13 protein-coding genes and 1 pseudogene are annotated in these 12,890 nt (G+C 35.5%); all 14 read left to right on the plus strand.

All coding sequences use genetic code 11. From position 1 onward, the window contains the following. Positions 1-1,287, plus strand: coding sequence for a conjugal transfer protein MobB (gene mobB, locus L1275_RS00875; protein ID WP_253468761.1), 1,287 nt, complete (start codon positions 1-3; stop codon positions 1,285-1,287). A gap of 101 nt (positions 1,288-1,388) precedes the next feature. Further along, the gene (gene mobC / locus L1275_RS00880) at positions 1,389-3,383 is read left to right on the plus strand and encodes a conjugal transfer protein MobC (RefSeq protein WP_253468763.1); all 1,995 of its coding nucleotides are present in this window, start codon (positions 1,389-1,391) and stop codon (positions 3,381-3,383) included. A gap of 86 nt (positions 3,384-3,469) precedes the next feature. Continuing rightward, positions 3,470-3,799, plus strand: a complete 330-nt coding sequence (locus tag L1275_RS00885) for a helix-turn-helix transcriptional regulator (RefSeq protein WP_074590670.1) — start codon at positions 3,470-3,472, stop codon at positions 3,797-3,799. A 59-nt stretch (positions 3,800-3,858) separates the two neighbouring features. Next, entirely contained in the window at positions 3,859-4,323 is a 465-nt protein-coding gene (locus L1275_RS00890) for a DUF6428 family protein (protein WP_074590668.1), read from the plus strand. A 19-nt stretch (positions 4,324-4,342) separates the two neighbouring features. Further along, entirely contained in the window at positions 4,343-4,957 is a 615-nt protein-coding gene (locus tag L1275_RS00895) for a low molecular weight phosphatase family protein (protein ID WP_253468765.1), read from the plus strand. A 3-nt stretch (positions 4,958-4,960) separates the two neighbouring features. After that, on the plus strand, positions 4,961-5,992 hold the full coding sequence (gene arsB, locus L1275_RS00900; protein WP_253468767.1) for an ACR3 family arsenite efflux transporter: 1,032 nt from the start codon (positions 4,961-4,963) through the stop codon (positions 5,990-5,992). Between the two features lie 223 nt (positions 5,993-6,215). After that, entirely contained in the window at positions 6,216-6,779 is a 564-nt protein-coding gene (locus tag L1275_RS00905) for an AraC family transcriptional regulator (protein WP_253468769.1), read from the plus strand. Positions 6,780-6,865: 86 nt separating this feature from the next. Continuing rightward, entirely contained in the window at positions 6,866-9,403 is a 2,538-nt protein-coding gene (locus L1275_RS00910; protein ID WP_253468771.1) for a heavy metal translocating P-type ATPase, read from the plus strand. 56 nt (positions 9,404-9,459) lie between these two features. Then, positions 9,460-9,671 (plus strand): annotated as a pseudogene (locus tag L1275_RS00915) (heavy-metal-associated domain-containing protein). Between the two features lie 182 nt (positions 9,672-9,853). Continuing rightward, positions 9,854-10,234, plus strand: a complete 381-nt coding sequence (locus tag L1275_RS00920) for a hypothetical protein (RefSeq protein WP_253468773.1) — start codon at positions 9,854-9,856, stop codon at positions 10,232-10,234. Positions 10,235-10,329: 95 nt separating this feature from the next. Then, positions 10,330-11,199 (plus strand): DUF3347 domain-containing protein, encoded by an 870-nt coding sequence (locus L1275_RS00925; protein ID WP_253468775.1) that lies wholly within the window; start codon positions 10,330-10,332, stop codon positions 11,197-11,199. Positions 11,200-11,211: 12 nt separating this feature from the next. Then, entirely contained in the window at positions 11,212-11,733 is a 522-nt protein-coding gene (locus tag L1275_RS00930; RefSeq protein WP_253468777.1) for a DUF305 domain-containing protein, read from the plus strand. 39 nt (positions 11,734-11,772) lie between these two features. Further along, entirely contained in the window at positions 11,773-12,432 is a 660-nt protein-coding gene (locus L1275_RS00935) for a DUF3347 domain-containing protein (protein ID WP_253468779.1), read from the plus strand. A 2-nt stretch (positions 12,433-12,434) separates the two neighbouring features. Continuing rightward, positions 12,435-12,884, plus strand: coding sequence for a heme-binding domain-containing protein (locus tag L1275_RS00940; protein WP_253468781.1), 450 nt, complete (start codon positions 12,435-12,437; stop codon positions 12,882-12,884). The last annotated feature ends 6 nt before the right edge of the window (positions 12,885-12,890 follow it).

Consider the following 12,890-nt stretch of genomic DNA (forward strand, 5'->3'; position numbering starts at 1 on the left):
ATGATAGCAAAAATTGGAAGGAGCAGTAACTTATATGGTGCTTTGGCATACAATAATCTTAAAGTGGAAAAGGAAAACGGACAAATTCTGTTTGCCAATAAGATAATTGAAACACCAAGCGGGCATTATTCTGTAGCACAATTGAGCCAATCTTTTACGCCTTATCTTATTGCAAATCGAAATACCGAAAAACATACGTTGCATATTTCGCTCAATCCCGACCCGAAAGATAATGTTAGTGATGAAAAATTTAGAGAGTTGGCAGAGCAGTATATGCGTGAAATGGGTTATGGCGAACAGCCTTTTGTCGTGTTCAAGCATACTGATATCGACAGAATGCACATACATATTGTTTCGGTTTGTGTGAATGAAGAAGGCAAAAAGATTTCAGATAAATTTGAGAAAATGCGGTCTATGAATGTGTGTCGAGAACTCGAAAGGCAACACGGATTGGTATCTGCAACAGATAAGGAACACAAGCAGAACGATAAGATTTTTAGCCCTGTGAATTACCAGAAAGGTGATGTAAAAAGTCAGATAGCTTCGGTACTTCGCCATTTACCGAAATATTACCAATATCAGACATTGGGCGAATACAATGCATTGCTTTCGTTATTCAATATTACTACTGAAAAAGTGACAGGCGAACTACAAGGTAAACTCCAACAAGGACTATTATATTTCGCATTGAACGATAAAACTGAAAAAGTAAGTCATCCTTTCAAAGCTTCCTTATTCGGGAAAAATGCAGGGCTTTCAACTTTGGAATTGCATTTTGCGAAATGCAAAGAGGTTTTAAAAGACCACCGGACAAAATCAACCATTAAAGCTGCCGTAACTATTGCTCTAAAATCAATAAGTGATGAGCAGGCTTTTAAGAAGCAGTTAAGTGAACAGGGCATTAATGTAGTGGTGCGTAGAAATGATACAGGACGTATTTACGGAATAACTTTTATAGACCACAATTCTAAAACGGTTTGGAACGGTTCACGTTTAGGCAAAGAACTTTCTGCCAATACCTTTGATGCTTATTGGAATAATAATATCAAACCCGATATCAAAGAACCTGTTGAACTACAATCGAAAATATCAAGACCGAACGATGCAAATCTTCCTGCGGAAAAACCTCATCATTTATTCGATTTCATGAATACTGAAAAACACGAAGACGGCTTGATTGAAGCATTTGGCGGATTGTTACCCGAAGCACAGGGCGAAGATTATGAGGAACTGGATTTTGCCGATAAAATGAAGAAGAAGCGGAAACGGACAAGAAGTCAGAGGTAACCGAAAGCCAAACACTGCCTCTCACCGCCATTGACGACCACTTTCCTCAAGCCATTATTTACAGTCTTTAAATTCACGCCCGAACATTAAAAATTAAAATAATGCAGGGAGAAGATGATTTACGAGGACTTGCCAAGATTATGGCTTTTATGCGGGCAGTCAGCATTCTTTTGGTACTTATGCACCTTTATTGGTTTTGTTATGGTTTCTTTATAGAACGTGGCTGGACACTGGAACTCATCAACAAAATATTAGGCAATTTTCAACGGACCGCTAGATTGTTTTCGCATACCTTATATACCAAAGTATTTGCTTTGGTATTGCTGGCTTTGAGTTGTTTGGGAACCAAAGGTGTTAAAAATGAAAAAATAACTTGGACTAAAATTTATGTGGCTTGGGGAATTGGCTTTGTCCTGTTTTTTCTGAACACACCTTTACTAAAGTTATCATTAAACACAGCTACATTCCTTTATGTCCTTACCACAGGTTTAGGCTACATCGCTTTGATGGTAGCTGGCGTTTGGATGAGCCGTTTACTTCGCACCAACCTGATGGACGATGTTTTCAATAATGAAAACGAAAGCTTTCAGCAGGAAACCAAATTGATGGAAAATGAATATTCTGTCAATCTTCCCACAAAATTTTATTACAAAAACAAATGGAATAACGGATGGATTAACATAGTCAATCCTTTTCGGGCAACCATTGTTTTAGGAACGCCAGGTTCCGGAAAATCGTATGCTATCGTAAACAACTATATCAAGCAACAGATTGAGAAAGGGTTCTCAATGTACATCTACGATTTTAAATTTGACGATCTTTCTACCATTGCCTATAACCATTTACTGAAGCATAAGGATAAATACGAAGTACAGCCCAAATTCTATGTGATCAACTTTGATGACCCTAGAAAAAGCCACCGTTGTAATCCACTCAATCCTGATTTTATGACGGACATCTCTGACGCTTACGAAGCAGCATATACCATAATGCTGAACCTCAACCGAAGCTGGATACAAAAGCAGGGCGATTTCTTTGTGGAAAGTCCAATTATTTTGTTAGCAGCAATTATCTGGTATCTCAAAATCTATGATAATGGGAAATACTGCACCTTTCCACACGCCATTGAATTACTGAACAAGAAGTATTCGGATGTATTCACTATCCTTACTTCATATCCTGATCTAGAAAATTATCTTTCGCCGTTTATGGATGCGTGGCAAAGTGGTGCACAAGACCAATTACAGGGGCAGATTGCATCAGCAAAAATTCCTTTATCAAGAATGATTTCGCCACAATTGTATTGGGTAATGACTGGCGATGATTTTTCACTGGACATCAACAATCCCAAAGAACCGAAAATCCTTTGTGTTGGAAACAATCCCGACCGTCAAAATATTTATTCGGCAGCTTTGGGATTGTATAATTCAAGGATTGTCAAACTCATTAATAAAAAAGGGCAATTAAAGAGTTCTGTTATTATTGATGAGTTGCCCACTATTTATTTTCGTGGATTAGATAATCTTATTGCAACTGCCCGAAGTAATAAGGTGGCAGTTTGTTTAGGCTTTCAGGATTTTTCGCAATTGATAAGGGATTATGGCGATAAAGAAGCAAAGGTTATCCAAAACACTGTGGGCAATATATTTTCGGGCCAGGTAGTTGGCGAAACTGCAAAGAGCCTTTCGGAAAGGTTCGGGAAAGTATTGCAAAAGCGTCAAAGTATATCAATCAACCGAAATGATACGTCAACTTCCATTTCTACACAATTAGATAGTCTTATTCCAGCTTCCAAAATTTCAACACTAACACAAGGTATGTTTGTGGGGTCTGTATCCGATAACTTTGATGAACGTATCGAGCAAAAAATATTTCACGCTGAAATTGTTGTGGACAATGAAAAAGTTGCCGCAGAAACTAAAGTTTATCAGGAGATACCGCAAATCTTATCCTTTGTTGATGTGCAGGGTGAAGATAAAATGAAACAAGAAATCGAAAGCAATTATCGCCAAATAAAAAAAGACATCGTTCTAATTATTGCAACGGAATTGGAAAGGATTAAGAATGATCCGGATTTGCAACATTTGGTGCAATAGGGATAAACATCACTAAATATTTTTTTAAACAATTTTGGTAGTTAAAATATTAATCGTAATATTGCGATGTATAATTATAGATAAAAATGGGAGTTACAAAAACTGAAATATTTACGGAACAGCAGAACCGTTTAGCAACTTCGCTAAAGGCATTGGCTCATCCTGCACGCATAGCTATCCTACAATATATCATTAAACAAAATACCTGTATTTGTAATGACTTGGTAGAGGAATTGGGATTGGCACAAGCTACCATTTCGCAGCATTTGAAAGAACTAAAAAACATTGGTATTATTAAAGGAAATATAGAGGGAACCAGTGTATGCTACTGCATTGATGAAAATGTTTGGCAACAGATTAAGAAGGAACTCAATACTTTCTTCGTTGACGATATAGGTATTGATAAATGCTGCTAAGCATTTATTTTGACTAAATCAATCGCAACAATGCAATATAACAATTAAATAATAGAATTATGAAACTATCAAAAATCAAAGAAATCTTACCAACATTAGAGAATGTTGAATTTCAATTAGAGAACGGAACATTTGTTCCTGAACATTTCCACGTTACCGAAGTGGGGCAAATCAATAAAAAATTTATTGATTGTGGCGGTGTAATCCGCAATGAAAAAGTAGTCAACTTTCAGTTGTGGAATGCTGACGATTTCGAACATAGATTGAAGCCAACCAAGCTATTAAACATCATCAAACTATCCGAAGAAAAATTAGGTATGGAAGATGCTGAAATTGAAGTAGAATATCAAAGTGATACTATCGGGAAATATGATTTGGATTTCAACGGAAAAACATTCGTACTGAAAAGTAAAACAACAGCTTGTCTTGCTCAGGATGCTTGCGGTATTCCTGTCGAAAAGCAAAAAATAAAATTATCAGCGTTGAATAATGCTTCCTGTACACCTAATTCAGGCTGTTGTTAAACCCTTTAAATCAATCAAAATGTATAAGAATTTAGTTGAAACAATAAACAATGTTGTTGCTTTTCAAAGCATAAGTGAAGAGCGAAAAAGCACATTGCAACCGCTGATAGATTTTGTACAGCAAAAAGTAAATGACAAGCAGGAAATAAATATCAATTTCATTTGTACCCACAATTCCCGAAGAAGCCATTTATCGCAGGTTTGGGCACAGGTAGCAGCAGCACACTATGTTATCCCAAAGGTACATTGTTATTCGGGTGGTACAGAAGAAACGGCATTATTTCCGAAAATTGCAGAAACATTGACCAGTCAGGGGTTTAGTATTTTCAAAATAGCCCACAATAATAATCCTGTATATGCCATAAAGTATAGTGATAATTCTTTGCCGATTGTTGGTTTTTCTAAAAAATATGATAGCCCTTTCAACCCTGTATCAGAATTTGCTGCTATTATGACCTGTTCACAGGCAGACGGCGGATGCCCTTTTATTGCAGGAGCAGAAAAGAGGATACCTATCACATTTGAAGACCCTAAAATTTCAGACAATACACCGGAACAGACACAGGTTTATGCCGAAAGAAGTTTACAGATAGCAACGGAAATGTTTTATGTCTTTTCAAAAATCAGCAGATAATCAATGCAACCAAAACTAAAATTTCTCGACCGTTACCTAACCTTATGGATATTCCTTGCAATGGCAGTAGGTATAGGATTGGGATATATATTTCCCGGTATCTCAAAAATTACAAACGCTCTATCCGTGGGCACTACAAATATTCCGTTGGCAATAGGTTTAGTATTGATGATGTACCCACCATTGGCAAAGGTTGATTATTCATTATTGCCTATGGCATTTAAGGACAAAAAAGTAATCAGTATATCATTATTACTGAATTGGATTATTGGACCTGTTTTAATGTTCGTATTAGCCATTCTGTTTTTAAGAAATGAGCCGGATTATATGATAGGCTTAATATTGATAGGTTTGGCAAGATGTATCGCAATGGTTATCGTATGGAATGATTTAGCAAAAGGCAACAGGGAATACGCCGCCTTATTGGTCGCATTAAACAGCATCTTCCAGATATTTACTTACAGTTTTTTAGTTTGGTTATTCATCAACGTATTACCTGCAAAATTAGGATTAGCCAATTTCAATGTAAGCGTACCTATAAAAGATGTGACCGAAAGCGTACTGATATACTTGGGTATTCCATTCTTGGCAGGTTTTTTAAGCCGCTACTTCCTTGTAAAATCAAAAGGAATAGAATGGTATAATCGGAAATTTGTACCCAAAATATCGCCCATTACATTGTATGCTTTACTGTTTACCATCGTATTAATGTTCAGTCTGAAAGGCGATAAAATAGTAGAGTTGCCAATGGATGTGGTAAAAGTAGCTGTACCCTTAATCATCTATTTTGTACTGATGTTTTTTGTGAGTTTCTTTATCAATAAATCCCTTAAAGTTCCTTACGACAAAAACGCATCCATCGCATTTACAGCCACAGGAAACAATTTTGAATTGGCAATAGCTGTTGCAATAGCTGTTTTCGGCATTCATTCGCCACAGGCATTTGTGGGCGTTATCGGCCCACTGGTGGAAGTTCCGGTACTCATATTATTGGTAAAGGCAAGTTTATGGCTAAAGAAAAAATATTATAAATAGGAAAATAGCCAGTGCTTTGAATGATGGTATGCGGTAATGCACATTAGCAAATTACTTGAGCATTCTTCCTATCTGCAAACAGTAGGTATATACAAAATTATAAGTGAATAATTAGACAAGCAGAGAATAAATAGGTCGATTGACAACAATTCGACAATTATCAGGAAATATTAATTGTAATTTTATAGAGCCGTAATATAATTTCAAATAAACCCCAAAATATATGACAACACTCTTTATAAAAAATATGGTTTGCAACCGTTGTATTATGGTAGTGCAGAATGAATTGGAGAAGCTTGGATTGACTGTGAAAAATATAAAGCTGGGAGAAGTTACCTTGGACAAAGAATTACCTGAAAACGTTAAAACCAATTTAGTGAAAGCACTGACTGTATTAGGCTTTGAATTAATAGATGATAAAAAAAGCCGAATTATAGAAAAAATAAAAAATATTATTATTGACCTCGTTCATCATCAGGATGGAGAAACAAAATACAATTTGTCGGATGTTTTAAATAGCAAGATACACCACGACTATAATTATCTCTCTAATTTATTTTCAGAAATTGAAGGCACTACTATCGAAAAATATTTTATTGCCCAAAAAATAGAGAAGGTAAAAGAATTATTGGTATATGATGAACTGTCTTTGAGTGAAATTGCTTTCCGTTTAAATTACTCAAGTGTAGCCTATTTAAGCAACCAATTCAAAAAGGTAACAGGACTAACGCCAAGTCATTTCAAGCAAATACGGGAAGATAAAAGGAAGTCTTTGGATAAGGTCTAAGTAAATCTTACAAATCATTCCCAAAATTCCACAACGAAAAAATGGAAACAATATGGAACTTTGTATCACAATAAAACTCATACAAAATGGTACACAAATATCAAGTAACAGGTATGACCTGTGGAGGTTGCGAAGCAAAGGTGAAATCGGCTTTATTAAAGGTTGAAAATGTGACAAATGTTGAAGTTTCAAAAGATGAAAACTCAGCTACCCTCACTATGGATAAACACATTCCAACTACACAATTGCAAAAAGCATTAACCGCTGTTGGAAAATATACCATAGAAATGAGCAATAACAAAAGCCCACAACATACCACGACAAATGAACCAGTGGCAAAATCCTGCTGCTCCGCTCATTCTCACGATGATAAAACAATCGAAGTGACTAGCAATATAAAAGGCAAATACTATTGCCCAATGCATTGTGAAGGCGATAAAACCTATGATAAAGCTGGCGATTGCCCTGTTTGTGGAATGCATTTGGTAAAAGAAGCAGAATTGAATGTAAAGAAAACGATGTACACCTGCCCAATGCATCCCGAAGTTATTCAAGATAGTCCGGGTTCATGTCCTATATGCGGAATGGATTTAGTACCCATGGAACCAAGCGATTCCGAAGAAAAAAAAACCTATCTGGATTTGCTTAAAAAAATGAAAATTGCAACCCTCTTTACGGTGCCAATTTTCATTATTGCCATGATGGAAATGGTGCATAACAATCCGTTATTTCAAATAATGGACAGTAACATGTGGAACTGGGTGCAATTTCTGTTTTCAATTCCTGTTATTTTCTATGCTGGTTGGATGTTTTTTGTACGAGCTTGGAAATCCATAATCACTTGGAATCTAAACATGTTTACCCTTATCGGAATAGGAACTGGAGTTGCATTTTTGTTTAGTATTGTAGGAATGCTGTTTCCGAATATCTTTCCCGAAGAATTTAAAACCGAACACGGAACCATTCATCTTTATTTTGAAGCGGCAACAGTAATCATTACACTGGTCTTGTTGGGACAATTGTTAGAAGCAAGAGCACATAGCCAAACCAGTGGAGCTATAAAAGCGTTATTACAATTAGCGCCAACCGAAGCTACTTTGATTGGTGAAGGGGGCGATAAAGTGATTTCCATTCATGATATTAAGAAAGGTGATTTATTACGCGTAAAACCAGGAGATAAAATTCCAGTTGACGGAAAAATAACCGATGGTGAAAGCAGTATTGATGAAGCAATGATTACAGGAGAACCAATTCCCGTTGACAAAAAGAAAGACGATAATGTAATTTCGGGAACAATCAACGGGAACAAATCATTTGTAATGATGGCCGAAAAAGTAGGTTCTGAAACATTACTTTCTCAAATTGTACAAATGGTTAACGATGCTTCTCGTTCAAGAGCACCCATTCAAAAATTAGCCGATAGTATTTCTAAATATTTTGTACCCATTGTAGTAATCATTTCAGTAATTACTTTTTTTGTTTGGGCACTATTTGGTCCAGAACCAGCGAAGGTTTATGGATTTATAAATGCCATTGCAGTTTTAATCATAGCTTGTCCTTGTGCTTTAGGTTTAGCCACGCCGATGTCTGTGATGGTGGGTGTGGGCAAAGGAGCACAATCTGGAGTATTAATTAAAAATGCCGAAGCCTTAGAAAATATGAATAAGGTGGATGTTTTAATAACAGATAAAACAGGAACGCTAACAGAGGGAAAACCTTCGGTAGAAAAAATTTACGCATCAACTAATAACGAGGATGATTTATTGCAAAATATAGCTTCCTTAAACCAATACAGTGAACATCCATTGGCACAAGCAGTAGTCAATTATGCCAAAACAAAATCTATTTCATTAATTGGAGTCAAAGATTTTGAAAATGTTACAGGAAAAGGAGTTACAGGAACGGTTACCAATAGAAAAGTAGCATTAGGCAATAAAAAACTAATGGAACAGGTTAAGGCAACTATTTCTGACGATTTAGAAAACAAAATTATTGCAGAACAAAAACTTGGTAAAACGGTTTCTTACATTGCTGTTGATGGTGTTACAGTTGGTTTTGTTTCAATTACCGATGCGATAAAAACTTCGAGTGCAGCAGCGATAAAAGAACTAATGCTTCAAGGTGTAGAAGTAATTATGCTTACTGGTGACAATGTTAATACAGCCAAAGCAGTAGCGGATGAATTAGGTTTGTCTTCCTATAAAGCAGGATGCTTACCCGAAGATAAACTCAACGAAATTAAACGTTTACAAGCAGAAGGGAAAATTGTAGCTATGGCTGGTGATGGTATAAATGATGCTCCGGCATTAGCACAAGCCAATATCGGAATAGCTATGGGAACTGGAACCGATGTAGCCATAGAAAGTGCCAAAATAACTTTAGTAAAAGGCGATTTATTAGGTATCGTTAAAGCAAAAAATTTGAGCCATGCTGTTATGAAAAACATCAAACAAAACTTATTCTTTGCCTTTTTCTACAATGTGCTTGGTGTTCCAATTGCAGCAGGTATTTTATATCCGTTTTTCGGAATTTTATTATCACCAATGATTGCAGCTTTAGCAATGTCTTTAAGTTCTGTATCAGTAATCGTAAATGCATTGCGATTACGCAGTTTTAAACTTTAATGAATTATTCAATAAACAAAATGGAAAAGAATTAAGACTTACAATTCAAAACAAATATTAACTGTGGTGGATGTGTAGCATCTGTAAAACCTCATTTGGATAATGCCGATGGTATAGCCATTGGGAAGTAGATGCAACTAAAGACAAGGTGCTTACCGTAAAATCGGAAGGAATTACACAAGAACAGGTAATTGAAACTGTACAGAAAGCAGGTTTTAAGATAGAACCATTAAACAAAGATAATTTCCTTATCCTAATACCTGTTTAGTTATTTAACTTGTAACAAACACTTTAGGTAATTAACTGTATATTTATTTTAATAAGCATAAAAAGGACTATGCAGACTAGTGATTTGGACATTTTATCTATAATTCTGTGTTTGCAGTTCACGAAAGTGCAAAATATAGCAATTAAAAGAAATAATTTCATAATTTTGTAGTGTTGAAAAATTTGAGTAAACATATCAGCTTTGTCATCTTACTATGTTTGGGCTTTTTCCTAATGCCAAGCATAAGCTATGCTTGTGCAAAAAAAGCAAGTAAGACAGAGCAAAAATCCTGCTCAAAAGACCAATCTGCAAAAGCAGAACATAAAAGCAGTTGTAAGGACAAGTCCTGTAAAAAATGTAAAGATAGTCACGACTGCGACGGCAATTGTAAGCACAGTTCTTGTGGATGCAGCACTTCTTCATCTTCTGTAAGCTTACCAATACCAATAGATTTAAAAACAGCTAACCCTTTTGCTGAAATTAAAAAGCAAAAATTCGGTTTCAAAGAAGCCTACTATTCTTCAGGCTACTCTTCCATTTGGCAACCACCTAAAATAAGCTAAAACGATGGCTTGTTAGCCATACGTGTGCCTTGTCGAAAGCTGAATCCAGTTTTCGCAAACTCTTCGTATATCTTATTAAATTAAAAAAAATAAAAATGAAATCAATATCAAAAATATTGATGGTAATCACCGTATTACTATCAGCTGTAAACAGTTTTGCACAAATCAAAAATGCAAAAACAGAAACTGTAAAAATATATGGCAACTGCGAAATGTGTAAAACAACCATCGAAAAAGCAGGAAATTTAAAAAATGTAGCCACGGTAGATTGGAATAAAGATACCAAGATGGCTACACTCAACTATGATGGTAAAAAAACAAATCAGGACGAAATATTGAAACGCATTGCCTTAGCAGGTTATGACAGTGAGAAATTTTTGGCTCCAGATGATGTATATGCAAAATTATCCGACTGTTGCCAGTATAAAAGGGAACTAAAACCAGTTGCAAAAACCAGAGATGCAGGTATGGATATGAAAGCAGAACACGGTAACCACAACCCAAAAGAAATGGCAACTACCCAAATCGTTCCACAACTGAAAACTGTTTTTGATAACTATTTTTCAGTGAAAGATGCGTTGATAAAAACTGATGCAGGTACTTCATCTGCAAAAGCTTCTGAACTGGTAAAAGCAATTAAAGCAGTAGAAATGACAAAACTTTCCAACGAAGAACATACCGTTTGGATGAAAGTAATGAAAGATTTAACTGCTAATGCAGAAAAAATTGCTGTAGCAAAAGATGTTACCAAACAAAGAGAAATTTTCGCTTTACTGGCTAATAATATGTACGAATTAGCCAAAGTTTCAAAACAAGAAACACCTGTTTATTATCAGCATTGCCCAATGTACAATAATGGTAAAGGAGCAAATTGGCTAAGCAAAGAAGAAGCAATTAAAAATCCGTATTACGGCTCCAAAATGCTTACTTGCGGAAGCGTACAGGAAACTATTAATAACAAATAAAACGCTATTGTTATGGAAAGTATGGAAAACCAACACGAAATGCAACATAACCATAAGAATGAAAAGCATAATACTAATCACTCTTTAGCAATGTACAAACGCTTTGCTGTAATGGCTGTTGCTATGTTCATAGCTATGTACTTCATTATGTATGCTATGATTGACGGCTTACAGAACCTTATCCTGAACATCAATAATTTGTATATGACTTTGCTGATGGTTTCTGCAATGTTGATTATAGAACTATTGATAATGAAAGGAATGTATGAAAGCAAAAAAATCAACTGGGCAATCATAACGGTTTCCCTTGCGATTGGTATCTTTTCTTGGTTTGGTATTCGGGAGCAATTATTTGTGGGCAATAAGGAGTTTGTAAAAGGTATGATACCGCATCACGCAGCAGCAGTATTGATGTCTGAAAAAGCTAAGCTTACCGACCCCGAATTGATACGGTTACAAAAAAACATACTGGAAACACAGGCACAAGAAATCGAATTTATGAAGCGTAAGCTAAATGAATTTGAAAACAAATAAATAAGATAAATTTCTTCAATAATATCAAAAATAAATAAAATGAAAAATATAATTTTCTCAATCATTACATTAGTAACAGTTGCAGCGGTAACAATTTCCTGCAATCAATCTTCAAATAAAAATAGCGACCAGCAAGCTAATGATAGCACAACAATTGCTGCAACTCCGGAGTTACAATCACCTACACACAATGATACGGTAGCAACTGTTACTTCAACGGATACGTCTTCTCAAGAAGCAGAAAAATCCGATGTGAAGCAAGCTCAAAAGTTTACTATCGCACCTATAATTAAGGATTATTTGGCTTTAAAAAATGCACTTGTTGCAGATAATGACAAAGCAGCTGCTAACGCAGGAAAGCAATTGTTTATTACCTTAAAAAATGTGGATATGAACGCTATCCCAGCGAATAAACATAAAGAATATATGGAAATAGCGGAAAATGCCAAAGAAAATGCAGAGCACATTAGTGACAATGCTGGTAAAATAGACCACCAGAGAGAGCATTTAGCATCGCTAAGTAAAGATGTTTCTGACCTCATTGCATTGTTTGGAACTACCCAAAAATTATATCAGGATTATTGCCCAATGTACAATGATGGTAAAGGTGCGGTTTGGATTAGCGAAGCTAAGACTATCAAAAATCCTTATTATGGCAGCAAGATGCTTACGTGTGGCTCTGTAAAAAAAGAGTTCTAAAAATGAAGAGAGTATTAAAGATAATGTTGACAATAGTGCTGTTTATTTTTATTGCTATTCAATTTTATCAGCCTGCCCTTAATGTAGATAAAGGGCAGGTTTACATAACTGATTTTACCCAAGTATATAAAATGCCTGTTGAAGTAAAAGCGATGCTTCAAACCTCTTGCTACGATTGTCATAGCAACAATACTAATTATGTTTGGTACGACTATATACAACCTGCAAGAGCATTGGTAGAAAACCATATCAAAAACGCAAAACAGGATTTGAATTTTAATGAATGGGGTACTTACTCAAATCGGAAACAGGAAAGATTATTAAACTCAATTAAAGAACAAATCGAAACCAAGCAAATGCCTTTATCATCATATACAATAATGCATGAAAATGCAAAACTAAATGATGAGCAAATCAAAGTATTAACCAATTGGTTAAAAGAGCAGGACTAAGTTTCA

It is taken from the genome of Flavobacterium sp. HSC-61S13, from assembly GCF_024171535.1.
In the GTDB taxonomy this organism is placed as follows: Bacteria; Bacteroidota; Bacteroidia; order Flavobacteriales; family Flavobacteriaceae; genus Flavobacterium.